25 protein-coding genes are annotated in these 22,922 nt (G+C 70.2%); 15 read left to right on the forward strand and 10 right to left on the reverse strand.

Annotation, left to right across the window (positions count from 1 at the left end):
• Positions 1-3: 3 nt before the first annotated feature.
• The 6 genes from BMW88_RS27540 to BMW88_RS27565 are packed head-to-tail and all read left to right on the forward strand — an operon-like array spanning position 4 to position 7,265.
• Positions 4-3,867: an amino acid adenylation domain-containing protein gene (locus BMW88_RS27540; protein WP_245778093.1), complete on the forward strand. Its 3,864-nt coding sequence runs from the start codon at positions 4-6 to the stop codon at positions 3,865-3,867.
• Between the two features lie 10 nt (positions 3,868-3,877).
• Entirely contained in the window at positions 3,878-4,102 is a 225-nt protein-coding gene (locus BMW88_RS27545; protein WP_089955802.1) for a tautomerase family protein, read from the forward strand.
• 7 nt (positions 4,103-4,109) lie between these two features.
• The gene (locus BMW88_RS27550; protein WP_089955805.1) at positions 4,110-5,030 is read left to right on the forward strand and encodes a pseudouridine-5'-phosphate glycosidase; all 921 of its coding nucleotides are present in this window, start codon (positions 4,110-4,112) and stop codon (positions 5,028-5,030) included.
• Positions 5,027-5,689, forward strand: coding sequence for an HAD family hydrolase (locus tag BMW88_RS27555; protein ID WP_089955808.1), 663 nt, complete (start codon positions 5,027-5,029; stop codon positions 5,687-5,689). The genes BMW88_RS27550 and BMW88_RS27555 overlap by 4 nt, the downstream gene beginning before the upstream one ends.
• Complete coding sequence (gene upp / locus BMW88_RS27560) at positions 5,686-6,351, forward strand: uracil phosphoribosyltransferase (protein ID WP_218148237.1); 666 nt, start codon at positions 5,686-5,688, stop codon at positions 6,349-6,351. The genes BMW88_RS27555 and upp overlap by 4 nt, the downstream gene beginning before the upstream one ends.
• 11 nt (positions 6,352-6,362) lie before the next feature.
• On the forward strand, positions 6,363-7,265 hold the full coding sequence (locus BMW88_RS27565) for an EamA family transporter (RefSeq protein ID WP_089955812.1): 903 nt from the start codon (positions 6,363-6,365) through the stop codon (positions 7,263-7,265).
• On the opposite strand, the gene BMW88_RS27570 is transcribed toward BMW88_RS27565, so the two are convergent.
• Together BMW88_RS27570 and BMW88_RS27575 are read right to left on the reverse strand one after the other, a co-directional pair.
• Positions 7,247-7,819 (reverse strand): dihydrofolate reductase family protein, encoded by a 573-nt coding sequence (locus BMW88_RS27570; protein ID WP_089956158.1) that lies wholly within the window; start codon positions 7,817-7,819, stop codon positions 7,247-7,249. The genes BMW88_RS27565 and BMW88_RS27570 overlap by 19 nt on opposite strands.
• Positions 7,820-7,979: 160 nt before the next feature.
• On the reverse strand, positions 7,980-8,180 hold the full coding sequence (locus BMW88_RS27575) for a hypothetical protein (protein ID WP_245778094.1): 201 nt from the start codon (positions 8,178-8,180) through the stop codon (positions 7,980-7,982).
• A gap of 103 nt (positions 8,181-8,283) precedes the next feature.
• Between BMW88_RS27575 and BMW88_RS27580 the strand changes: the two genes are divergently transcribed.
• The gene (locus tag BMW88_RS27580; RefSeq protein WP_245778095.1) at positions 8,284-8,817 is read left to right on the forward strand and encodes a TetR/AcrR family transcriptional regulator; all 534 of its coding nucleotides are present in this window, start codon (positions 8,284-8,286) and stop codon (positions 8,815-8,817) included.
• A gap of 56 nt (positions 8,818-8,873) precedes the next feature.
• Positions 8,874-9,098, forward strand: a complete 225-nt coding sequence (locus BMW88_RS27585; RefSeq protein ID WP_089955822.1) for a hypothetical protein — start codon at positions 8,874-8,876, stop codon at positions 9,096-9,098.
• A 30-nt stretch (positions 9,099-9,128) separates the two neighbouring features.
• On the opposite strand, the gene BMW88_RS43520 is transcribed toward BMW88_RS27585, so the two are convergent.
• From BMW88_RS43520 to BMW88_RS27600, 4 genes are read right to left on the reverse strand one after another with little or no spacing between them, the layout of a single operon-like run.
• Positions 9,129-9,731, reverse strand: coding sequence for a response regulator transcription factor (locus BMW88_RS43520; protein WP_281249450.1), 603 nt, complete (start codon positions 9,729-9,731; stop codon positions 9,129-9,131).
• Positions 9,728-10,792 (reverse strand): sensor histidine kinase, encoded by a 1,065-nt coding sequence (locus tag BMW88_RS43525; RefSeq protein ID WP_245778096.1) that lies wholly within the window; start codon positions 10,790-10,792, stop codon positions 9,728-9,730. Before BMW88_RS43525 ends, BMW88_RS43520 begins: the two co-directional genes overlap by 4 nt.
• Complete coding sequence (locus tag BMW88_RS27595; protein ID WP_089955824.1) at positions 10,789-11,526, reverse strand: ABC transporter permease; 738 nt, start codon at positions 11,524-11,526, stop codon at positions 10,789-10,791. Before BMW88_RS27595 ends, BMW88_RS43525 begins: the two co-directional genes overlap by 4 nt.
• Positions 11,523-12,413, reverse strand: a complete 891-nt coding sequence (locus BMW88_RS27600) for an ABC transporter ATP-binding protein (RefSeq protein ID WP_089955827.1) — start codon at positions 12,411-12,413, stop codon at positions 11,523-11,525. Before BMW88_RS27600 ends, BMW88_RS27595 begins: the two co-directional genes overlap by 4 nt.
• Before the next feature lie 137 nt (positions 12,414-12,550).
• On the opposite strand from BMW88_RS27600, the gene BMW88_RS27605 reads away from it, so the two are divergent.
• Positions 12,551-13,216, forward strand: coding sequence for a DNA alkylation repair protein (locus BMW88_RS27605; protein ID WP_177221414.1), 666 nt, complete (start codon positions 12,551-12,553; stop codon positions 13,214-13,216).
• Between the two features lie 96 nt (positions 13,217-13,312).
• Positions 13,313-15,127, forward strand: coding sequence for a laminin G domain-containing metallophosphoesterase family protein (locus tag BMW88_RS27610; RefSeq protein WP_089955828.1), 1,815 nt, complete (start codon positions 13,313-13,315; stop codon positions 15,125-15,127).
• A gap of 2 nt (positions 15,128-15,129) precedes the next feature.
• Here the strand turns inward: BMW88_RS27610 and BMW88_RS27615 are convergent, their stop codons facing one another.
• Positions 15,130-15,372 (reverse strand): hypothetical protein, encoded by a 243-nt coding sequence (locus BMW88_RS27615; protein ID WP_143116262.1) that lies wholly within the window; start codon positions 15,370-15,372, stop codon positions 15,130-15,132.
• 262 nt (positions 15,373-15,634) lie between these two features.
• Here BMW88_RS27615 and BMW88_RS27620 point away from each other — a divergent pair, with 262 nt between their 5' ends.
• A complete protein-coding gene (locus tag BMW88_RS27620) occupies positions 15,635-16,861 on the forward strand; it encodes a PucR family transcriptional regulator (RefSeq protein ID WP_089955833.1) in 1,227 nt (408 codons plus the stop codon).
• A gap of 86 nt (positions 16,862-16,947) precedes the next feature.
• Here the strand turns inward: BMW88_RS27620 and BMW88_RS27625 are convergent, their stop codons facing one another.
• The 3 genes from BMW88_RS27625 to BMW88_RS27635 form a co-directional block, all read right to left on the reverse strand.
• Positions 16,948-17,811, reverse strand: a complete 864-nt coding sequence (locus BMW88_RS27625) for a peptidase inhibitor family I36 protein (protein ID WP_245778097.1) — start codon at positions 17,809-17,811, stop codon at positions 16,948-16,950.
• A 95-nt stretch (positions 17,812-17,906) separates the two neighbouring features.
• Positions 17,907-18,785 (reverse strand): NYN domain-containing protein, encoded by an 879-nt coding sequence (locus BMW88_RS27630; protein WP_089955838.1) that lies wholly within the window; start codon positions 18,783-18,785, stop codon positions 17,907-17,909.
• A 59-nt stretch (positions 18,786-18,844) separates the two neighbouring features.
• Positions 18,845-19,594: an AfsR/SARP family transcriptional regulator gene (locus BMW88_RS27635; RefSeq protein WP_089955840.1), complete on the reverse strand. Its 750-nt coding sequence runs from the start codon at positions 19,592-19,594 to the stop codon at positions 18,845-18,847.
• 403 nt (positions 19,595-19,997) lie between these two features.
• On the opposite strand from BMW88_RS27635, the gene BMW88_RS27640 reads away from it, so the two are divergent.
• From BMW88_RS27640 to BMW88_RS42170, 4 genes are all read left to right on the forward strand, one after another.
• Positions 19,998-20,933, forward strand: coding sequence for a hypothetical protein (locus BMW88_RS27640; RefSeq protein WP_089955843.1), 936 nt, complete (start codon positions 19,998-20,000; stop codon positions 20,931-20,933).
• A gap of 325 nt (positions 20,934-21,258) precedes the next feature.
• Positions 21,259-21,495 (forward strand): hypothetical protein, encoded by a 237-nt coding sequence (locus BMW88_RS27645; protein WP_089955845.1) that lies wholly within the window; start codon positions 21,259-21,261, stop codon positions 21,493-21,495.
• A gap of 128 nt (positions 21,496-21,623) precedes the next feature.
• Positions 21,624-21,944 (forward strand): hypothetical protein, encoded by a 321-nt coding sequence (locus BMW88_RS27650; protein WP_089955847.1) that lies wholly within the window; start codon positions 21,624-21,626, stop codon positions 21,942-21,944.
• A gap of 546 nt (positions 21,945-22,490) precedes the next feature.
• On the forward strand, positions 22,491-22,667 hold the full coding sequence (locus BMW88_RS42170; protein ID WP_177221385.1) for a hypothetical protein: 177 nt from the start codon (positions 22,491-22,493) through the stop codon (positions 22,665-22,667).
• Positions 22,668-22,922 lie beyond the last annotated feature (255 nt).

A 22,922-nucleotide genomic window follows, 5' to 3' on the forward strand; every position in this document is an offset into this window, starting at 1 on the left:
GAGATGTCGCACGAAGCTGAAGTGGACGGCGGCTGCCTTCCCGACCTGCTGCGCAAGCGGGTCGAAGAGCACCCCGATCGCACGGCCGTCGTCTTCGGTGAGGAGAGCATCACCTACGGCGAGCTCTTCGAGCAGAGCTCGGCCCTCGCCACGCACCTGCGGCGGCTCGGCATCGCCGCGGACGACTGCGTCGGCATGTTCGTGGAACCGTCGCTCGACCTCGTGATCGGCGCCTGGGGAATCCTCTGCGGCGGCGGCGCCTACCTGCCGCTCAGCCCCGAGTACCCGGAGGAGCGCCTCCGGTACATGATCGAGGACTCGCGCACGAAGGTCGTCGTCACCCAGCCCGCGCTCCGGCAGCGGCTCGCCGAGCTCGCGCCCAGCACCACCCGGATCATCACGCTCGACGACTGCGACGAGGCGTTCGACGACGGCTTCTCCCCTGCGCACGACAGCCTCGCGTACATCATCTACACCTCGGGCAGCACCGGCCGGCCCAAGGGCGTGATGATCGAGCACCGCAGCATCGTCAACCAGATGCAGTGGCTGCACGACGAGCACGGCATCGACGGCACGAAGCGCGTGGTGCAGAAGACGCCGATGAGCTTCGACGCGGCGCAGTGGGAGATCCTGGCCCCCGCCGTCGGCAGCACCGTGGTGATGGGCCGTCCCGGCATCTACCGCGACCCGGAGATGCTGATCGAGACCATGCGCGAGCACGGCGTCACGACGCTGCAGTGCGTGCCGACGCTGCTCCAGGCGTTGATCGACACCGAGGAGTTCCACACCGTCACGTCACTGCGGCAGGTCTTCAGCGGCGGCGAGGCGTTGTCCCGGACGCTCGCGCGGAGCTTCTTCGACACGATGCCCGGCAAGGCGCTGATCAACCTCTACGGCCCGACGGAGACGACGATCAACTCGTCCTCGCACGTGGTCGATCCCGCCGAGCTGGCCGAGGCGCCGAAGTCGATCTCGATCGGCCTGCCCGTCGCGAACACCACGTACCTGGTGCTCGACGCCGGCGGCGACCCCGTGACGCCCGGCGAGATCGGTGAGCTGCACATCGGCGGCGTCCAGGTCGCCCGCGGCTACCTGCACCAGCCGGAGCTCACGCAGGAGCGGTTCGCCAACGGCATGTTCCGCACCGGCGACCTCGTGACGCAGAACCTCGACGGCACCGTGCAGTTCGCCGGCCGCGCGGACAGCCAGGTCAAGCTGCGCGGCTACCGCGTCGAGCTGGACGAGATCCGGCTCGCGATCGAGACCCACGACTGGGTGCGCAACGCCGCGGTCATCGTGAAGTCCGACGAGCGCACGGGGTTCCAGAACCTCATCGCGTGCGTCGAGCTGAACCCCAAGGAAGCCGCCCTGATGGACCAGGGCAACGCGGGTGCGCACCACCAGTCGAAGGCGAGCCGCCTGCAGGTGCGCGCGCAGCTGTCGAACCCCGGCGTGCGCGACGACCTCGGCGACCGCCCGACGATCGAGCTGCCCGGCGAGGAAGCCTCCTGCCTGCAGCGCAAGGTCGTGTTCTCCCGGAAGTCCTACCGGTTCTACGAGGGCGGCCAGGTCACCGACGCCGACCTGGCCCGGCTGCTGGAGCGCAAGCCGATCGGCGCCGGCTCGCGGGAGCCGCAGACGGTCCGGTTCGCCGAGCTCGGCGAGATCCTGCGCTACTTCGGCGCGCACTTCAGCGACCAGCGGCTGCTGCCCAAGTACGGCTACGCCTCACCGGGTTCGCTCTACGCGACCCAGCTCTACCTGGAGCTGCACCACATCGCGGGCGTGCCGGCCGGGCTGTACTACTACCACCCCCTGCGCCACCAGCTCGTGCTGATCTCACCGGTGCGGGAAAGCGCAGAGCCGCGGGCGAAGCTGCACTTCATCGGGCACAAGGCCGCGATCGAGGCGGTGTACCTCAACAACATCCGGGAAGTGCTGGAGATCGAGACCGGCCACATGATCGGGCTCTTCGAGGAGGTCCTGCCGGGCTACGGCCTCGACGTCACCCCCTCCGCGCACACGCCGCGGACCAAGGACCTGCTCGACGTCCCCGAGGAGGACTACTACCTCGGCACGTTCGAGCTGTGCGCCTACACCGGTCCCCGCCAGGACGACGTCGAGGTCTACCTGCAGACGCACCCCGGCCGGGTCGCGAACCTGCCCGCCGGGATGTACCGCTACGCCGACGGCGAGTTCGAGCGGTTGTCCGACGAGCTGGTGCTGCGCAAGCACGTCATCGCGATCAACCAGGCGGTGTACGAGCGGGCGAGCTTCGGCGTCAGCGCCGTCGCCAGGTCGGCGGACCTCTGGCGGCGCTACATCGACCTCGGCCGGACCATGCACCGGTTGTCCGCCAACGACGTCGACCTCGGCTTCATGTCCTCCGGCTACAGCTCGAAGACCGACAACGACCTCCCGTCCGCCAAGCGCATCTGCGGGATCCTCAAGGACATCGGCGAGCAGGACGGGCCGTCGTACTTCTTCCTGGGCGGCAAGGTCTCCTACGAGCAGCGCCGCAGCCCCGGCATGAAGGAAGACATCGTCCACATGAAGGGCCCGGCCGAGCTGATCCGCGACGACCTGGTCAACTTCCTGCCGGACTACATGATCCCGAACAAGGTCGTGGTGCTCGACCGGCTCCCGGTCACGGCGAACGGCAAGATCGACGTGAAGGCCCTGGAGGCGTCGGACAAGACCGACGTCGACGACCAGGACCGGCCGTTCGTCGCTCCGCGCACCGTCACCGAGCGCCGCATCAGCGAGATGTGGAAGAAGCTGATGAAGCGCGAGACCGTCTCGACGCACGACGACTTCTTCGAGACCGGCGGCAACTCGCTGATCGCGGTGGGCCTGGTCAACCGGATCAACAAGGACTTCGGCACGAGCCTGCCGCTGCAGGTGCTCTTCGAGTCGCCGACGATCGAGCAGCTCTCCCGCCGCGTCGACGGCCTGCACGACGGCCCGGTCTCCCGCCTGGTCCCGTTGCAGCCCGGCGGTGACGGCGCACCGGTGTTCTGCTGGCCCGGTCTCGGCGGCTACCCGATGAACCTGCGCACGCTGGCAAGCCGGTCCGAGCGGCCGTTCTACGGCGTGCAGGCGCACGGCATCAACGAGGGTGAGACGCCGTACCGCACGATCCGCGAAATGGCCGCCGCCGACATCGAGGCCATCAAGGCGGTGCAGCCCGAGGGCCCGTACACGCTGTGGGGTTACTCCTTCGGCGCACGGGTCGCGTTCGAGACGGCCTACCAGCTCGAGCAGGCGGGCCACGAGGTCGCGAACCTGTACCTGATCGCGCCGGGGTCGCCGAAGGTGCGCTCGGAGCGGGCGAGCGACGAGGCCTCCTACGACAACAGCGCGTTCGTGACGATCCTGTTCTCGGTGTTCGCGGGCAGCATCACCGCCCCCGAGCTCACGCGGTGCCTGGAGGTCGCGAAGGACGAGGACAGCTTCGCGGCGTTCATCAGCAGCGAGTTCCGCGACCTCGACAGCGAGCTCGTGCGGCGGATCATCAAGATCGTCACGGAGACGTTCTCCTTCAAGTACACCTTCAGCGAGCTCGCCGAACGCACGATCACCGCGCCGCTCACCATCTTCAAGGCGCGCGGCGACGACTACTCGTTCATCGAGGGCAGCGAGGGCTTCTCGGTCACCGACCCGGTCGTCGTCGAGCTGGAGGCCGACCACTACAGCCTGCTGCGCGAGCCCGACGTCGACGAGCTGCTCGCGTCCATGAGCCGGCGCGACACCGTGGCGCGGGAAGCCGCCCGCGTGCCGGTGCTGCTGTCGGAGGAGCAGATGTCCGAGCTGATCGCCGCCGTCACCAAGGCCGTCACCCTCGCCATCTCGGGAGGCCAGTCGTGAGGAGCTTCCAGTGCCGCACGTGAACGTCAAGCACTTCCCCGCCCCGCTCGCGCAGGAGCGGGCGGCCGAGCTGGTCACGGCCATCACCGAGGCGGTGACCCGCGCGTTCGGCTGCGAGCCGGGCGTGGTGTCGATCGCCCTGGAGCCGGTGGACCCGCGGGCGTGGCAGGACGAGGTCTACGCGCCGGAGATCGTGGAACGCGGGCACCTGCTGCACAAGACCCCGAGCTACTGAGGCGCAGATGAACATCCCCCTGGTCTACAGCGAGGAAGTGGCCGAGGCGATCACGGCCGGGCAACCGGTCGTGGCGCTCGAGTCCAACGTCATCACGCACGGCCTGGACTACCCGGACAACGCCGAGACCGCCCGCCGGGTCGAGGACGCGGTCCGGGCGAGCGGCTCGGTGCCCGCCACCATCGGCGTCGACAACGGGCGGATCCTGGTCGGCCTCTCGGAGAACGACATCGAGAGGTTCGCGACCACACCGGGGGTGCCGAAGGTCAGCAGCCGGGACCTGCCGATCGTGCTGGCCCGCGGCGGGATGGGCGCCACGACCGTCGCGTCGTCGGTGATCGCCGCGGAGCTCGCGGGGCTGAGGTTCTTCTCCTCGGCGGGGATCGGCGGCGTGCACCGCGGCGCCGAACGCACGATGGACGTCTCGTCGGACCTGGTCCAGTTCACCAGGTCGAAGGTCGCGGTGGTCTGCGCCGGCGCGAAGAACGTCCTCGACCTCGGGCTCACCCTGGAGTTCCTGGAGACGCACTGCGTGCCCGTCGTGGCCTACCGGTCGGACGACTTCCCGGCGTTCTACTGCGTCTCCAGCGGCCTGCGCAGCCCGCACCGGGTGGACGACCCGCTCGAGCTCGCCCGCGCGATCGAGAACCACTGGGCGCTCGGCAACCCCGGCTCGTTCCTCGTCACGACGCCGACCAGGCCCGAGGACGCGATCGCCGGGGACGAGGTGGAGTCGGTGATCGCCGAGGCGGTCGCGCGCGCCGAACGCGACGGCGTGTCCGGGCAGGCGATCACGAAGTACCTCATGCGGGCCGTCGACCGCGCGACCGAGGGCCGCTCGGCGAAGGCCAACCAGGCGGTGCTCGTCAACACCGCCGGGGTCGCGGGTGAGCTGGCGGCCGCCCACGCGAAGGAGCTCAGCCGATGAACCGGTGCGTGATCTTCGACCTGGACGGCACGCTCGTCGACTCCCCACGCGGGATCGTCACGACGTTCGCCGCCGTCTTCGCCCAGCTCGACCTGCCCACGGCGGACTCCGGCTCGATCCGCGGCACCATCGGGCTCCCGCTGCCCGCGGCGTTCGCGAAGGTGCTCGGGACCGCCGAGGACGAGCCGGTGGTGGCGGCGTGCGTCGAGCTCTACCAGCCGACGTTCCGCAAGATCGTGCTGCCGACGGCGCCGCAGCTCGTGTTCCCCGGTGTGTTCGACGGGCTGCAGTCGTTGCGGGAGGACGGTTTCCTGCTGGCCGTCGCGACGAGCAAGTTCATCGCCAACGCCGAGGCGCTGCTCGTCGCGGCCGGCCTCCGCGAGGACTTCTCCGTCGTGGTCGGCGCGGACCAGGTCGCGAGGCCCAAGCCCGATCCCGAGTCCGGCTTCGTCGTCCTGGACAGGCTCGGCGTGGCACCGGGCAACGCGGTCATGGTCGGCGACACGACCCACGACGTGCTGATGGCCCACGGCGCCGGGATGGCGTCGATCGGCGTGACCTACGGCGTGCACACCGTGGACCAACTGCTCAGCGCCAACCCCACCTGGCTCGTCGACTCGTTCGCCGGTGTCGTGGCCGCCGTGAAGGAGTGCTCGTGATCTCGATCGACGCCTACCTGGAGAAGAACGTGCACGTGTTGCCGCAGACCGGCCAGTTGCGCGCGATGCACACGATCGTCCGAAACCGGGACACCTCCCGCGAGGACTTCGTCTTCTACAGCGAGCGGATCATCCGGCTGCTCGTCGAGGCGGGCCTGGACCTGCTGCCGTTCACCCCGCTCGACGTCACGACCTCGGTCGGCGCCACCTACCACGGGCTCGCGTTCGCCGGGAACCTCGTCGGCGTCCCGATCATCCGCGCGGGCGAGAGCATGGAGGCCGGGCTGCGGGCGCTCGTCAGGGGCGTGCGGATCGGCAAGGTCCTGATCCAGCGCGACAAGACCACCAAGCAGCCGAAGCTCTACTACGCGAACCTGCCGCGGGACATCGCGTCGCGGCACGTGCTGCTGCTCGACCCGATGCTCGCCACCGGCGGCACGGCCAACGCCGCGATCCAGGTGCTGGTCGACCGGGGCGTGCCGGAGGAGAACATCGTCTTCATCACCTTCATCACCGTGCCGGAGGGCATCGAGGCGGTCTGCTCGCGCTTCCCGCGGGTGCGGATCGTGACGTCGGCGATCGAGGAACGGCTCAACGACGACGCCTACATGCTGCCCGGCGTCGGCGACTTCGGCGATCGGTTCTTCGGCACCGAGAAGTGACGGGTGAGGACATGGCGGGCAACCGGCTGCTGGCCGACTCGGCGATCACGGCGCTGGCGCCGGCGATCTGGGGCAGCACCTACCTCGTGACCACCGAGCTGCTGCCACCCGACCGGCCCCTGCTCGCCGCGGTCGTCCGCGCGCTGCCGGCGGGCCTGGTCCTGGTGCTGTTCGGGCGGGTCCTGCCGAAGGGCGTCTGGTGGTGGCGCGCCCTGGTGCTCGGCACGCTCAACATCGGCGCGTTCTTCTTCCTGCTGTTCGTCGCCGCCTACCACCTGCCCGGCGGCGTCGCGGCGCTCGTCGGCTCGGTGCAGCCGGTGGTCGTGCTGGTGCTGGCGGCGGTGCTGCTCGGCGACCGGATCCGGCTCCCCCACGTGCTCGCCTGCCTCGCCGCCGCGGCCGGTGTCGCCCTGCTGGTGCTGCGGGCGACCGCGCGGCTGGACCTGGTCGGCGTGCTGGCCGCCCTCGGCGGCGCGGTGTGCATGGCGGCCGGCATCGTGCTCACGAAGCGCTGGCAGCGCCCGGTCAACGTGCTGCTGTTCACCGGCTGGCAGCTCACCGCGGGCGGCCTCGTGCTGCTGCCCGCGCTGCTGCTGGCCGAGGGCCTGCCGAGCACGATCACCGGCGCCAACGCGCTCGGCTTCGGCTACCTCGTCGTGCTCGGCTCGCTCTTCGGCTACTCGGTCTGGTTCCGCGGCACCGACCGGGTGCCCGCGATCGGGTTGTCGTTCCTCGGCTTCTTCAGCCCGATCGTGGCCACCGCCCTCGGCTACCTGTTCCTCGCGCAGACGCTCTCGCCGTGGCAGCTGCTGGGCGCGGCGGTGCTCATCGGCGCGATCGTGCTGGTGCAGCTGACACCGGCGAAGAAGCCGCTGCCCGCGCCGGGGCGCGAGCTTCAGCGCACGACGTCGTAGACGAGCTTCTGGATGCCGTTGGAGTACGACTCGCTCTCGACGACCTTCAGCATCTGCTTGTCCTTGTCGGTCTGGCTGAACAGCCGCTTGCCCGCGCCGAGCAGCACCGGGAAGACCAGCAGGTGATAGCGGTCGATCAGGCCCGCGTCGGAGAGGTTGCGGTTGAGCGTCGCGCTGCCGTGGATCGAGATCGGGCCGCCCTCGGTCTCCTTGAGCGCGGCCACGTCGTCCAGCGAGCGCAGGATGGTGATCTCGCCCCAGTTGTCGACGAGCTGGTCCTCCTGCAACGTGCTGGACACGACGTACTTCGGCATCGCGTTGTACTTCGGGAAGTAGTCCAGCGTCGGCCACACCGGGGAGAACGCCTCGTAGCTGACGCGGCCCATCATCATCGCCGCGGCTTCGTCCTGCTCACGGCCCTTGATCTCGTAGGCGGCCTCGTCGAACTCGATGTCCTTGAAGGTCCAGCCGGCGCTGCGGTGACCCGGTTCGCCGCCGGGCGCCTCCACAACACCGTCGAGCGAGACGAACGCGGTGGCGATCAGGGTGCGCATCTGGTTCTCCTTGGTGTCCGCGCTTGCTGTCATGAGTGCGTCGAACGGGAGATGCCGGGATCGACACCTCGCGCGGAGAGAGTTTCCGCCATGCGCACCGGTGGGCGCTGAACACCCCTCAGAGTCCAGCGTCCACCGGTATCGCCGGCGCCCGAGGGCGCTAGCCCTTCAGCCGGTCCCAGCCGAACCGCCGCAGCACGAGGACCAGGCCTGCCAGGACCATCAAGGCGTGCAACGTGATGCGCAGCGCATCCGGCATCTCCACGTGGTTCAGCGCGAACCAGCTCCGCGAGCCGCCGGCGAGGTTGTTGATCAGCCCGCCACCGCCCTGCACCAGCAGCACCACCGCGATCACTTCCATGACTCCCCCCAAATCAATACGAACGTAACGCTTTGACACCCGAACGGTAGCCTCCTCCCCTCTCGTGGTCAAATCAATGCGAACGTCTTGAAAAGGGGTGCGGGTGCGAGGCAGGGGAGCCGCTCACGACGAGCGGCGAGGCGCGATCCTGGAGGCGGTGTTCGCGATCGTCGACGCCGAGGGCACCCACCAGGTCAGCATCCGCCGCGTCGCCGAGCAGGCCGGCGTGTCCGTGGGGCGCGTCCAGCACTACTTCCCGAGCAAGGACGACCTGCTCACCGCCGCGTTCACCGCGATCAACGACCTGGGCGCCGCCCGCGTCCGGGCCAGGGTGTCCGCGAGCGCCGATCCGGCCGAGGCGCTCCTGACCGAGCTGATCCCGGCGACCGCCGAGGACCGCCGGTTGTACCGCGTGGCGCAGGCCTTCGAGGCGCACGCCCTCACCCGGCCCGAACTGGCCGCCCGGCTGCGCGAGAGCTACGACTCGCTGATCGCCGTGCTGACCGCGCTGGCCGGTCCGGCGGCGCGGGAACGGCTCGCGCTGGCCCTCGGTCTCGCCAACCTGACGCTCACCGGCAACCTCACACCGGAGGAAGCCCGCGCGATCGTCCGGTCAGGAATCGAGAAGCGCGGCTGAGGCCCTTCCTCCTACCGTTGCCCGCATCGGGTTCGACAACCGGGAGGAAGGGGAAGATGAGCGGCAGCAAGGGAATCCGGCGGTTCCACCGCGTGGTGAGCATGGTCTTCATGGCCACCGTCGTGTTCACCTCGGTCGCGTTGGCCGTGGACAGCCCGGCGGTGTGGGTGTCGTACGTGCCGCTGCCGCCGCTGTTCGTCCTGATGGGAACCGGCGTCTACATGTGGTTCCTGCCGATGATCGCCCGTCGCCGCGCTTCCCGGCGCGCCGCTGCCGCGTAGTGGCCGCGCTTCCGCGCTCCGTCCGGCAGGTCAGAGCCAGCCCCGGTCCCTGGCGGTGTTCGCGGCCTCGGACCGGTTGCGCGCTCCCAGCTTCGCCATCGCCGTGGACAGGTAGTTGCGGACCGTGCCCTCGGCGAGGTTGAGCCGGGCCGCGATGTCGGCGTTGCTCGCGCCGGTGGTGACCTCGCGCAGCAGCTCCCGCTCGCGCGGCGTGAGCGGGTCGGCGCTGTCCCACGCGGCCATCGCGAGCTCGGGCGCGACGACGCGTTCGCCGGCGTGCACCCGGCGCAACGCGGACACCAGCTCGGCGATCGGCGCGTCCTTGAGCACGTAACCCACCACCCCGGCGTTCATCGCGCGGCGCAGGTACCCGCCGCGGGCGAACGTGGTGATGATCAGGACCTTCGTGGAGCCGCCCAGGCGGCTGAGCTCCTGCGCGACGTCGAGACCGGTCCTGCCGGGCATCTCGATGTCGGTCAGCAGCACGTCGGGCCGGTGCAGGGCCACCGCCGCGAGGGCCTCGTCCCCGTCGCCCGCGGTCGCGACGACCGTGACGTCCGGCTGGAGGTCCAGCAGCTGGGCGAACGCGCCGCGCACCATCGCCTGGTCCTCCGCCAGCACGACCCTGATCACGTCGCCACCCGCAGCGGCACGGCGATCGTGACGGTCGTGCCCGCCGAACCGGTCCGCCGCACCAAACCTCCCAGCGCGGCGATGCGCTCGCGCATCCCGGTCAGGCCGTTGCCCTCCGGCGCCCGGCTGCCGACGCCGTCGTCGGCCACCACCAGCCGCAGCTCGCCGTCGCGAGCCTCGACCCCGATGCGGCACGTCCTCGCCCTGGCGTGCCGCGCGACGTTGGTCACGGCCTCCCGCAACGCGAGCGCCAGCTCGTGCTCGGTCGAGCCGACGATCACGAGGTCCGGGTCCCGCCGCACGACGACCTCGACGCCGAGGCTCGTCAACGCCGTCCGCGCGGCCTCCAGCTCGGTGTCGAGGCTCGCGCTGCGCCAGCCGGTCACGGCGTCGCGGATCTCCCCCAGCGCCGCGCGGGCGGTGCGCTCGATCTCCGCCGCCTCCTCGCGCGCCCGCGCCGGGTCCGCGGCGACCAGCTGGGCGCGCACGACGATCGCGGTCAGCGTGTGGCCGAGCAGGTCGTGCAGGTCGCGGGCGATGCGCTCGCGTTCGGCGAGGGTGGCCAGGTGCTCGACCCGCGCGGTGCGGATGCGCAGCTCCTCGGCGTCGCGTTCGCGTTCGGACCACTCCACCTGCAGGACGCCGACCAGCCACAGGAAGATCAGCGACGGCAGCAGCCCCCACAGCCGGTACGGCATCGGCACCGTCGACACCACCGCGAACACGCAGATCAACGCCGACAGGCCGAAGAACCACCGCATCGCCACACGTCGCGACTCCGCCAGCCCGGCGAACGCCGCCGCGTAGACGAAGAGCACCGCGGCCCCGGTGTTGAACGGCGTCACGAGCGCGCCGAGCACCACCGTCGGCACCAGGCACCACCGGCGGACCAGTTCCGGCCGCCGCCACGCCAGCACGTACATCGGGACGAAGGCCACGACCACCACGGCGACGAGCGCCCAGTCCACCCAGTCGGTGGCCGGGTCGAAGACCACCGACCACAGCAGGTTCCCGAGGTACAGCAGGTGGAACCAGCGGGAGGCACCGGCGACTTTTTTCATGACCGCGCATGACGATACGACACCGCGGCCAGTGCCGCGGCCACGATCGTCGTACCCAGCAACACGAGCGCGTGCGCGAGGGCGGGGGCACCGGTGAGCTGCGCGAGCGCCAGCCGGGCCAGGTGGTAGGTGGGCAGGAACCGCGCGACGTCGGCGAAGAACGCGGGCATGATCTCCAACGGCATCCACAGCCCGGACAGCACGGCCGACGGGATCAGGACCGCGTTGAGGACGGCGGCGGCAGCGCCCGTACCGACCTGGAACCCGATCGCGAGGCTCAGCAGGGCGAACGGCAACGCGCCGAGGAGCAACACGCCGAGGATCCGCAGCAGGGCGGGCACCGGCGCGTCAAGCGCACCGGTGATCGCGGCAGTCGCCGTCATCGCGACCAGCACGCCCGCCGCGTAGGGCAGCGACGCCACCACCTTCGCCGAGAGCGTCACGCCGATCGGCACCGCCGACACCTGCTTCGCCCGCAGCCAGCCGCGTTCCCGGTCGGCCGCCACCCCGATGCCGGGGTTCATCAGCACGACCGAGATCACGCCGAACGCGCCGAACGTCGTGAGCATCGTCGTGCCCGCCGACAACCCGCCGCTGCCGAGCTTTCCGAACAGCGACACGAAGAGCGCGAAGAACGCCACCGGCATGACGATGGAGAAGAACAGCGCGGCGGGCTCGCGGACGATCCCCCTCAGCTCGTCCGCGAGCTCGACACCGAAGACCTTCGCGTTCACGCCGCACCCCTCTCGACCAGACCGGCCACCGCCTCTGCCAGGCCCGCGCTCTCGACCCTCAGGTCCGCGAGACCGGGGTCCTCCGCGAGCAGCACCCGCAACAACGCCTCCGGCGCCCTGGTGCCCAGGTGGACGTGCTCGCCGTCGGCCCGCACCGACACCACGCCGGGCAGCGCCTCGAGCCGCGTGCGCCCCAACGCCGTCCGCGCGATCACCGTGCGATCGGGCAGCCGGGCCACCAGCTCGTCCGGCGTGCCGCTCGCCAGCACGCGTCCCCTGCCGAGCACCACCACGCGGTCGGCGACGGCCGACGACTCCTCGACGAGGTGTGTGGTGAGCAGCACGCCGGTCCCGCGCTCGCGCCGTTGGGCGAGCAACTGCCAGAACCTCCTGCGCGCGGTCAGGTCCAGGCCCGCGGTCGGTTCGTCGAGCACCAGCAGCCGCGGATCGGCGACCAGCGCCATGGCGAGCTGCAGCCGTTGCCTCTGACCGCCGGAGAGCTTCACCGCACGCCGCCCCGCCAGGTCGGTCAGGTCGAGCTCGGCGAGCACCGGTCCGGCGGCCGACCTCGGCACACCCGCACGCACCGCGGCCCCGGTGACCAGCTCACCCACCTTCAACGTGGTGGGGAACCCGAGCGACTGCTGCACCACCCCCAGCCGCCGCCGGGTCGCAGCGACACGGGGATCGCCGCCACAGACCCGGATCCGGCCCTCCTTCGCCGGCAGCAGCCCGACCACCAGGTTCACCAGTGTCGTCTTGCCCGCCCCGTTCGGCCCGAGCAACGCCACGCACTCCCCCGCGCCGACGTCGAGATCGACGCCGTCCAACGCTCGCGTGGCACCGTAGTCGTGCCGCGCCCCACGCACCTCGAGCACCGTTTCCATGGTGTTCAGCCTGCTCGGACCGGCCTTGCGGCAGTAGTGAGCCGCAGTCACCTCGTCGAGGTGACAATTGTCAGCGCGCCTGGTCGTAGGCTGGTCGTCACCAGTGGCGAACGGGAGGCCGGACGGTGGCGAACGCGGTGGCCGGCACGACGGTGACCGAGGTGATGGCCGAGCTGGCCGCGCTCGAAGACCCCAGGGCGCGCGCGGTCAACGAGAAGCAGGGCGACGACCACGGCGTGAACCTCGGCAAGCTGCGCGCGGTGGCCAAGCGCCTGAAGACCCAGCAGGACCTCGCGGTCGCGCTGTGGGCGACCGGTGACACCGCGGCCCGCCTGCTCGCCCTGCTGGTCTGCCGGCCCAAGGCGTTCACGCGCGACGAGCTGGACACCATGCTGCGCGAGGCCCGTCGCCCCAAGGTCCACGACTGGCTCGTGAACTACGTGGTGAAGAAGAGCGCCCACGCCGAGGACCTGCGCCGGGCGTGGTTCGCCGACCCGGACCCGGTGGTCGCGAGCGCTGGCTGGGCGCTCACCACCGACCGCGTCGCGAAGAAGCCGGACGGCCTGGACCTCTCCGGTCTGCTCGACGTCGTCGAACGGGAGATGAAGGACGCCGACGACCGCCTGCAGTGGGCGATGAACCACTGCCTGGCCCAGATCGGCATCGACCACCCCGCGCACCGCGCCCGCGCGATCGAGATCGGCGAGCGGCTGGAGGTGCTCAAGGACTACCCGACGCCGCCGAACTGCACCTCGCCGTTCGCTCCTGTGTGGATCACCGAGGTGGTGAGCAGGCGGGGGTGAGCTGGCTGGGATGAGTTGGGAGCGCTCTCGCAACGTTCAGCGCGTGTTCCCGTTCCCGTCAACCTCCGGTCCGATGTGGCCGGACATGCTGCGCGCATGGCCGAAAAGTCAGAGATCGGACGCCGCACGCTGCTGCAGGCCGCGTTCGCCGCGCCCGCCACCGCCGCGCTTCTCGGTGCCCCGTCCGCCGGTGCCGCCCCCGCCGCGGGCGACGGCGACCAGCGGTTCACGATCGCGGTCCTGCCGGACACCCAGTACCTCCTCGACGAGGGCGGCTCGGACCCCGAACCCGTCAGGGAGGCCCTGCGCGCGCTGGTGAGGCGGCGGCGCGAGGCGAACATCGTCTTCCTGGCGCACCTCGGCGACGTGACCGAGCACGGCACCGAGAAGGAGATGCGGACCGCCGACTCGGTGTTCGGCGCGATCGGCGGGCAGCTCCCGTACAGCGTGCTGGCCGGCAACCACGACGTGCCGGGCGGCACCGACGACCAGCGCGGCCCCACGCCGTACTCGCGGACGTTCGGGCCGGACAGGTTCGCGCGGATGAAGACGTTCGGCGGCGCCTCCCCCGGCGGCTACAACACCTTCCACGTGATCTCCGGCGGCGGCCGGGAGTGGCTGCTGCTCGCGCTCGACTGGCGGGTGTCGGACAAGGGGGTCGAGTGGGCGCAGGGCGTGCTGGACCGGCACCGGAACCTGCCGACGATCCTCACCACGCACGACCTCGTCGCCGGCAGCCCTCGCGCCGAGCTGTCCGGTCACGGCACCCACCTGTGGGAGAAGCTGATCCGGCGCAACGACCAGATCTTCCTCACGCTCAACGGGCACTACTGGCCGTCCGGGCGCACGACGCTGACCAACGACCACGGCAACCCCGTGCACCTGCACATCACGAACTACCAGGAGCGCTACTACGGCGGCGCCGGCATGGTCCGGTTCTACTCGTTCGACCTCGCGCGCAACGTGATCGACGTCGAGACGTTCTCACCGTGGCTGCTGACCAGGCGCGACACGCTGCCGGAGGCCGAGACCGCGCAGCTCAGCGGCGAGACCGACAGGTTCACCGTCGAGATCGACTTCCGCCGCCGGTTCGCCGCGTTCGCGCCGCCGGCGCTGCCCGCGCCCCGTCCCGCGAGGGCCGTGCTGACCAGGGACACCGTGGCGTACTGGCGGTTCGACACCGAGGGACTGCCTTCCGCGGCGGAGGGCGCGGTGGCGCCCGGCACGGTCGTGCGCGACCTCACCGGCAACGGCAACGACCTCACCGTGCAGCACCTGCACGCCAGCGCGCCCGACGTGCTGACGTGGTCGCGCGACCACCACGACGCCCAGCCCGCGCACGCCAGCCTGTCGTTCGCGGGCGGCAAGGGACCGGACCGCGGCGCGATCCTGCGCACGTCGCCCACCGCGGCGATCAACAGCGCGAAGTTCGAGTCCGGCTACACCATCGAGACGTTCCTCAAGCTGCCCAGCCCGTTCGCCGGCGACCACGCGTTCATGGGCGTGCTGAGCTGGGAGGGCCGCGCCGGTGACGCGGGCAAGCACAGCGGCTGGTCCGACGACGAGCCGACCTGCAGCCTGAACGTGTCCGGCGAGCGGTTCCTGCAGTTCGTCGTCTACCCCGTGCCCGGCGACGCCGACCCCACCTCGTGGAGCCACGCGATCCCGGTCGGGCGGTGGACCCACGTCGCGGTGGTCAACGACGGCCGCCGCACCACGATGTACGTCGACGGCGCCAAGATCGCGCGCAACGCCGCGGAGGAGTCCAGGGGCATCACCACCCAGGGCAAACCGTTCGTGATCGGCGCGACCCAGTTCGCGCTGCGGTACGGCCAGGGCTTCTACGGCGCGATCGGGGACACGCGCGTCGTCGGCAGGGCGTTGCGCCCGAACCAGTTCCTGACCGGCTGAGCTCAGCGGTCGAAGGTGGAGTGCTCCGGCGCCGGGGGCAGCTCGAGCAGCTGCCCCGCGACGTCGAGGAACTCGCCGCCGCACTGCCACAGCGCGTGGTCGGGGTCGACGACGAACGGGTCCGCCGGATCGACGTCCTCCTGACGCACGCGGTAGGCCAGCGCTTCCGACTCCGAGTACGCCAGCACCGTCTCGTTGGTGCCCCGCCACACCCGGCGGAACATGACCGCGTTGACGCACGTCATGCGGTCTCGCACCACGGACCGCTGAAACCCTCGCCGCAACAACACCTTCATGCATTCTTGGACGCTGTTCGCGTGATGTGCCAAGTCACCCTGCCCCTGCCGTTTTGAAGGGGACAATTCTGGCCACGTGCACGAGCACGACTCACCGGATGTCACTCGATCAGGTCAAGTGTTTGGGTCAGCTGCACAACGGCGGGTGGGTGCTTTCGTGCACGGTGCTCACCGAAGAAGACCGTTTCGGGCGATGGCCCCCGGCCCTCGCATGCGCGAGCCTCTGCCGGTGGTCGACATCCAGGCTCCCGATCCGCAGGCCCCGCTGTACGAGCGCGCCGCGACGCAGATCCCCGGTATCTCCGAGAAGGTGCTGGAGGCGTTCTTCGCCAGGTCAGCCGCCTACCGGCAGCTACCGCACCAGCTCGTCGACCGGGAGATCACCGAGGCGGTGAGCCGCAACCTCCAGGTCTTCCTGCGCGCCCTGCGCGAACAGCGGCCGCCGGCGCCGGAGGAGCTCGCCGACCAGATCGCCACGGCGGTGCGCCGGGCGCAGCAGGGCGTGCCGCTCGACGTCGTGCTGAGCACGTACCACGTCGCCGCGCACGTCGGGTGGATGGCGATGGCGGACGTCGCCGAGCAGGACGAGCTGGACGACCTGCTGGCGACCGTGCCCGCGCTGCTGCAGTACCTCAGCGTCGCGGTGCCCGCCGTCGCCGCCTCCTACCTCACCGAACAGCAGCAGCTGCACGCCGAACGCCGGGAAGCCGGCCGGGCGCTGGTGGCCGCGCTGCTGACCGGCAGGGAGGCCGAGCCGCTGGCCGAGCGGATCGGTCTCGACCTCGCGACCGACCACGTCGTGCTGGCCGTGCGGGTCGAGGCGCCGCCGTTGGCCGAGGCCGCGGACGCGAGGTTCGCCGCCCACGCGCTGGTGCGACGGCTGCGGGCGGAGCTCCCCAGGCACGCGCTCTCCGCCCTGGACCACGACGGCGGCACCGTGCTGCTGCCGACGACGGCCGAGAACCTGGAGCAGGAGCTGGCCGACGCCGCCGACCTGGTCCACCGGCTGCACACGGCCGCGGGCACCGGCCTGGTCGGCGGGATCGCCGCCGCACAGGGCCGTGCGGAGATCCCGGCCGCCGCCCGGCAGGCCGCCGACATCGCCGAGCTGGTCGCGCGGCTGCGCCGCCCGCCCGGCGCGTACGTGCTCGACGACGTCCTGCTCGAGTACCAGCTCTGCCGGCCAGGTCCCGGCCGGCAGCGCCTCGCGCTGGTGATGGACAAGCTGGCCGAGCACCCCGACCTGCTGCACACCCTGCGGGAGTTCCTCAACAGCGACCACAACCGCCACCGGACCGCCGAGAAGCTGCACCTGCACCGCAACACGCTGAACTACCGCCTGCGCCGGGTCACCGAGCTGACCGGCTACAACCCGGCCGACCCCGCGGACATCCGGCTGCTCGCCGCCTCGCTGATCGTCCACGACCTGCGGCCCTGAGCCCGGTGCGACGACGACGGGGTGGGCGGCCGGGCCTCCACAGCCCCGCCGCCCACCCCGGGCAGGTCACCTCTCCCGCGTGGCGATCAGTCGCCGTGCGGGTTCTGCATGGAGACGTGCACGTGGTCGTAGTGGCCACCGGTCACACCGCTGCCCGCGGTGTAGTCGCGCCAGCCCTCGGCCGAGCGGGCCACGCTCCAGATCTTGCCCTGCCAGATCACGTAGCGGACGTCGAGCTGCGACGCGTACTTCTGCAGCCAGCGGGCGAGCTTCCAGCCCTGCTCCTTCTGCGCCGCGGACGGGTGCGAGCCGATCGCGTTGGAGATCGTGCAGTCGAGCGCGTTGCCGGTGTTGTGGTTGCTCGTCGAGGGCTCGTAGCTGCGGTAGTCGCCGACCCAGCAGTCCTTCTCGCCGGTCAGCGCCCGGATCTGGTCGTCGACGTGCTGCGTGCGCTTGGTGGCCTGCGGCGCACGGGCGCTCGCCTCCGGGTGCGGGTTGGTGGCCGGGGCGCCGTAGGAGCCACCGGGAGGCGGCGTGCCGCCACCGTCACCGAGCTTGTGCGCGGCGTTCTCGTTCTTGAGGTCCGAGTTCAGGTTCGCCTTGGCACCCGCGGCGATCGTCTGCCGCGGACCGGCGTAACCGCTGTTGAAGTACACGGTGACCGAACCGCCGGTGCGGTTCCACACCGCGGCGGCGTTGTTCTTCACGCACAGGCCCTGACCGTTGCCCGCGCTCTTGAACTCGTAACAGCTCGGCTGGTCGTCTCCGTAGTCCGGAATCGACGTGTCGAAGTCGGAAACCGAACCCGCCTGATTGCTGTTGTAGTACAGGCAGAACTCGCCCGACTCGCACACACCGTTGCGCGCCGTCGCCGCGTTGGCCGCACCGGCACCGAAGGACGCGCTGATCAGCGCACCCATCAGCACCATGAAAACAGATTTCTTCAGCACCGTGAACCCTCGACTCGTGCAGGGAGAATTTCGTCTTGCCGAGAAGGATCACGACCGGCGCTGACGTTCCGCTGACACCGGCGGCAAGCGATGTGTCAGTGCGCGGAAGAGCGCGTCCGCGCCGCCGGGAAATCATCGACGCGCACCGACTGCGCGCGCGGGTACTTCCTGCCCTGAGCCGGCACGGGCGACCCGGTGAATGAGACCGGGGTGCCCGCGAGCAACAGCGTCAGCCCGTCCGGCAAATCGTCGCGGGAAACGAACCACGAACCGCCGCGCGTGTCCGTGATGAACCCGTGTGCCTGTCCCGACTTCCACGTGGCGACCGTGCCGCGCCTGCGCCCGCGCGGCGCCCCCACCGGTGAGGCCACCACCTCGCTGGACCGCACGAAAGCCCGCCGCAGCGGGTAGGCGGCGTCGTCACCGGGTGCGAACAACGCGTCGAACCCCGGCGTGAACGGCGTGGCCGCCCGCAGCGGAGCCGCGGTGCGCGGCGTCCAGGCCGGGGGCTTCTCGATCGTCCGCACGTCGACCACCGGCACCACGACGTGCACGCCCCGTGCCGCCAGCCTGGTCACGAGCGGGGCGAAGTCGGCGTCGCCGGTGAGCAGGACGACCCACTGCAGGGGCGCCGAGATCGCCCGGTCCCACGCCTCCAGGGCGAGGTGGACGTCGACGCCCTTCTCCTTGCCGCCGACCAGGGGCAGGTCGTGGCGCGTGATGCCGGCGGCGGTCAGCGCCGCGTCGAAGGACACGGCGGGCGTCTCGATGCGGCCGCGCGCGTAGTGCGCCTCAGCGACCACGCACTCGTCGAGCGGCCGTCCGGTCTCGGTGTGGACGAACCAGCGCAGGGCGTCGTGCAAGCCGTCGAGCGAGATCCGCGCCGCCCGCCGGTGCGCGGTGGCGTAGAAGTCGCTGAGGTACGCGAACCACGTGCCGTCGTAGAACACGCCGATGCGGACGATCTTCTCCACCCGACGGACATTACCTCCTGGCCTGGTCACGGCCGATGGGCGAGCACGCGGCGCGGGGCTCACATCGCCGCTTGCGACGCCACCAACCGGGTCATCTGCGCGGACGGCGCGACACCCAGCTCCCGGTGCAGGAGGGCCCGGTACTGCTGGTAGTGCCGCAGCGCGGACCCGCAGTTGCCCTGGGCGAGGTGGGCCGCGACCACCGTCCGGTGCGCGGTCTCCCGGACCGGGTCGATGGCGATCGCGGTGAACGCGGCCTCGAGCGCGGCCAGGTGCGCGCCCGCGGAGATGAACCGCTGGGCGATCGCCTCCAGCGCGTGCAGCCTGACCTGTTCCCACCGCCGCCGTTCCGGGGCCAGCCACTCCTCGGCCCAGTAGGGCAGCAGGTCCTGCGACAGGGCATCCACCAGGCCGTCCGCGACGCGTGGGCCGAGAGGGGCGGACGGGCCGACGACGAGGTGGGCGGCCTCGACCGCCCGGCAGAAGTCGACGGTCAGCGCGGGCGACAGCCGCAGCCGGTCCACCGAGGGCTCGACGACCGGCCGGTCCGTCGCCCGGCGCAGGTGCCACAGCGCCTGCCGGACGTTCGCGTTGGCGCGCTGCCTGCGACATCCCGGCCACAGCTGCTCCGCGGCGGCCTGCCTGCTCACCGCGTCGCCGTGGTGGATCGCGAGGAAGGCCAGCAACCGCTGCGCGCCCTTGGGCAGCACGACGTCCCCGGACCCGGTGAACAGCTCGAACCGGCCCAGCAGCACCAGCCGCTCTCCCCCGGTCCCGGTCCGTCTGCCGCCTTCGGACGCTTCGTTCATCGTGGTCCTTCCGGTTTCGCCTGCGGTGTTCCCGGGGCGACGAGCATCGCACCGGCCGCGTCTTCGGTGCGTCTCGCTCGCGCCTGCCCCGCCGTCGGCCGGACCGCCGGCGAACGGGCGCCGCTCAGTCGTGCGCGGGCTTGACTTCCGCGCCGGTGGTCACCCGGTGGGGAGCACGCGTCCACGGCGTGTCGTTGTTCCTCCCGGATCCACCGGGTGCCGGTAACGCCAATGGCCCAAGCGCACCCTTCCGGCCCAGTCCAACCCATCGAGTGACACGACAGGGGCCAAACGATCGGCCGACGGCGCCCCGCCCGCCACGACGACCCGCGGGAGACGCCGCCGCTGGAGGTTGTGCTCCGGGAGTCACGACGACCCCCGCCGACGACCGAGGAGCGCGACCATGCCCAACGGCCAGATGAAGAGCATCGACATCCAGATCGCCCCGGACGACCTTAAAGCCCTCAAGAAGAGCCATTACATGCTCTGCTTCGCGAAGAAGGTCAACGACACCTACAACGTGGTCTGGCAGTCAGCCGAGGACTACCTCGTCGACAACACGTTCTCGTGGCAGCCGCTCTACGAGCTCTTCGGCAGCAACGACTTCAAGGGCAACGATTGGGTGCACACCGCGACCAACAAGGTGCCGATCGGCCTGGGCTACGAGGCGGTCCTGAGCGAGGAAGGCTTGCTGGGCGACGCCTCGTCCGGCGGCCCGGCGACCGGGATCACGCTGGTCAACCACTACGGCTCGATCCACCCCGGGTTGTCCGCGTACTCGACGGGCGTCGACGGGCAGGGCAAGACGACCCCGATCTACGTGGCCGAGACACCGATCGTTCCGGGCAGCGACGTGCTGACGCCGATGGAGGTCGTGCAGGTGTGGTTCGAGCAGGACATCACGACGAGCACCATGTTCAGCTCGGCCAGGTCCAACGCCGTGGAGATCGACCTCACCGACGACAACACCGCGACCCGGCTCTACAGCAACGGCGGCTGGTCGACGCCGAGGTCCCGCGTGCTGTACACGGACCCGACGACGATCCTGACCATCATCGCGGCGCTGACCGGCGCCATCCTGCTCCAGGACCTCGTCTCGAAGATCACCTCGAAGCTCACCGGCGTCTACCGGGACGTCAAGGTGGACGTCAGCACGATGGGCGGGAACACCGTCAAGATCGAGTACCGCGAGCAGCCCGGCCTCACGGGCGCCCGGCTGGACCAGGTCCGGGTGCTGCTGCTCGGAAAGCTGGCGGTCGACCAGCTCACCGAGTTCACCCTGGAGTCGTTCGCCCAGCTGGGCGTCGGCTACAAGACGCTGAACGCGACAACAGACTGATCGCCGCGACGATCCGCTGAGGACGGCACTTCCGGTGGGGCCGCGGCGAACGGCGGCCCCACCGGAACACGTGGCGGATTCGCTTTGCCCCGCGACAACGCCAAATCCGCCGGATTTCCGCGTTCTGCCTGTTCAAATGCTCGGCCACCCCGGAACATCACAATTCCGACACCACCCGAAAGGGTGGTGTAACGGCTACATTCACACCATCGCGTGATCACCGATTTTGCCCATCCCGATCACCTGGATATGGTGCTGTCGGACTTGCGGCCGATGCGGTTCGTCGGCGCAATCTGTTCCGAGCAAATTACTCAAGGAGATTTTCGTGCTGAAGAAGGCAGGGGCGGCCGTCGCTATCGCGGGCGCTTTCCTCGGTTTTGGTTCCACGGCGATGGCCGACGCCCCGGAGCTGGACATCACGGAGCAGGTCGGCCTCGTCGACCTGGACGACTCCGAGGTCGTCAGCGACATCAACGCCTGCTTCATCGACGTCAACGTCATCGCGGTGCCGGTGCTGTCGGACAACGACAGCGGCCTGTGCGCCAACCCCGACGACGAGTGATGTGAAACGGCGCTCCCCGTGATCGCGCCGTTCTTGCAGTTGGGGCGGAGCCCCGGCCGGAATGCCGGGGTCCGCTCCCGCCTTTTCTCACACGTGCAGGTCAAACGACTGGTTCATGAGGAGCAATCATGCTGAAGAAGGCTGTGGCCGCGGCCGCCGTTGGCGCCGGTTTCCTGATGATGGGTTCGCCCGCGTTCGCGACGCAGGGCGACGCGATGAGCGACATGATGACGCTCGCCTCTGAGTACGACCACGACCACCAGGTCGGCCTGGTGAACATGGAGGACTCCGAGCTGCTCAGCGACATCAACGTCTGCCACATCGACGTCAACGTCATCGCTGTGCCGATCCTCTCGAACAACGACAGCGGTTCGTGCGTGAACCCGGACATCGACATCGACCACGAGCACGAGCACCACCACCACCACGAGGACGACGACGAGCGCTGACCCGCGCCGCCGTACCTCGCAGGGAATCACCGGAACCGGCTGACGCCTGTACCGGTGTGCTTGGAAGACGTGCATTGATCGTTGCGGCGGTGCACCGCCTGAAGTCGAGGCGGTGCACCGGCAAGCCCGTCGACGCAGTGGCTGACCGGTTGATTTCTTCGGGGGCCGGTACATCCGAAAATGCCGGACGGTGACGACGCCGTGAACCATCGACTTCGCCACGACGTCGCCACGCCCGACCGGCATTGTGGAGTTCGACCGGCGTGCCTGATCTCGTTGAAAAACGACAAGATGAGGTCGTTGTCGTGGCCGCGGAGGCACTCCTTCCGCCTCTGCGGCCACGATGACGATTGCGCCGGCACAAACCGGCCTGCTGGAAGACCACGCAAGCGCCCGGCCGGACTCCGGCCGGGCGCTTCGTCATGTGCGGGGAAAGCTCACCCCCGCCCGCGGACGGTTTCCATTTCGTTATCACAGATCACCCCATCAAGCGGTTTAAACCTGTCGTGACAAGATTTGTGATCTTTTCTCATCACCATTCTGTGCATGACCGCAACCCCGATCTTCGACGAGCTCTACGCCAAGTACGTGGCCGGCGCCCCCGCAAGGGCCGCGACGGTCCCGTGCCCGGCGGCCGCGGTGTCCGCGTCACACGAGGCTCGACGAGACCAGCCCGCGTCCCAGTACTCGGGGAGGCACCAGACACCGGAGTGGCCGAGCTGAGGCGCCACCGACCGGAAGCCGCGACGACACGCCCCTCACCGCCGTTCAGCCCAGCTCACGCCCTCTTCGCCAAAATCTGCACCACCTGGGCAGCGAAGTCGCACCGGTCGGTGTAGCGTGGTGTCCATCAGTCATGGTTCCGAAGTACCGTTCGCCCGTGATCACGTGTCACGGGCGTTTTGCTGTTCCGTGCCTCGGCGACCATGACCGATCCCCTTTGGCTCCGCATCGTGCGGTGCCGTTTGATGCTTGGAG

The organism is Lentzea xinjiangensis (assembly GCF_900110955.1).
Classification (GTDB): Bacteria; Actinomycetota; Actinomycetes; order Mycobacteriales; family Pseudonocardiaceae; genus Lentzea; species Lentzea xinjiangensis.

Excerpts from the sequence above, each read along its gene's own strand:
- BMW88_RS27540 (WP_245778093.1), top strand. The coding sequence starts at position 4 with ATGTCGCACGAAGCTGAAGTGGACGGCGGCTGCCTTCCCGACCTGCTG.
- BMW88_RS27550 (WP_089955805.1), top strand. The coding sequence starts at position 4,110 with ATGAACATCCCCCTGGTCTACAGCGAGGAAGTGGCCGAGGCGATCACG.
- BMW88_RS27555 (WP_089955808.1), top strand. The coding sequence starts at position 5,027 with ATGAACCGGTGCGTGATCTTCGACCTGGACGGCACGCTCGTCGACTCC.
- BMW88_RS27565 (WP_089955812.1), top strand. The coding sequence starts at position 6,363 with ATGGCGGGCAACCGGCTGCTGGCCGACTCGGCGATCACGGCGCTGGCG.
- BMW88_RS27570 (WP_089956158.1), bottom strand. The coding sequence starts at position 7,819 with ATGCGCACCCTGATCGCCACCGCGTTCGTCTCGCTCGACGGTGTTGTG.
- BMW88_RS27575 (WP_245778094.1), bottom strand. The coding sequence starts at position 8,180 with ATGGAAGTGATCGCGGTGGTGCTGCTGGTGCAGGGCGGTGGCGGGCTG.
- BMW88_RS27585 (WP_089955822.1), top strand. The coding sequence starts at position 8,874 with ATGAGCGGCAGCAAGGGAATCCGGCGGTTCCACCGCGTGGTGAGCATG.
- BMW88_RS43525 (WP_245778096.1), bottom strand. The coding sequence starts at position 10,792 with ATGAAAAAAGTCGCCGGTGCCTCCCGCTGGTTCCACCTGCTGTACCTC.
- BMW88_RS27600 (WP_089955827.1), bottom strand. The coding sequence starts at position 12,413 with ATGGAAACGGTGCTCGAGGTGCGTGGGGCGCGGCACGACTACGGTGCC.
- BMW88_RS27610 (WP_089955828.1), top strand. The coding sequence starts at position 13,313 with ATGGCCGAAAAGTCAGAGATCGGACGCCGCACGCTGCTGCAGGCCGCG.
- BMW88_RS27615 (WP_143116262.1), bottom strand. The coding sequence starts at position 15,372 with ATGACGTGCGTCAACGCGGTCATGTTCCGCCGGGTGTGGCGGGGCACC.
- BMW88_RS27620 (WP_089955833.1), top strand. The coding sequence starts at position 15,635 with ATGCGCGAGCCTCTGCCGGTGGTCGACATCCAGGCTCCCGATCCGCAG.
- BMW88_RS27635 (WP_089955840.1), bottom strand. The coding sequence starts at position 19,594 with ATGAACGAAGCGTCCGAAGGCGGCAGACGGACCGGGACCGGGGGAGAG.
- BMW88_RS27640 (WP_089955843.1), top strand. The coding sequence starts at position 19,998 with ATGCCCAACGGCCAGATGAAGAGCATCGACATCCAGATCGCCCCGGAC.
- BMW88_RS27650 (WP_089955847.1), top strand. The coding sequence starts at position 21,624 with ATGCTGAAGAAGGCTGTGGCCGCGGCCGCCGTTGGCGCCGGTTTCCTG.
- BMW88_RS42170 (WP_177221385.1), top strand. The coding sequence starts at position 22,491 with ATGACCGCAACCCCGATCTTCGACGAGCTCTACGCCAAGTACGTGGCC.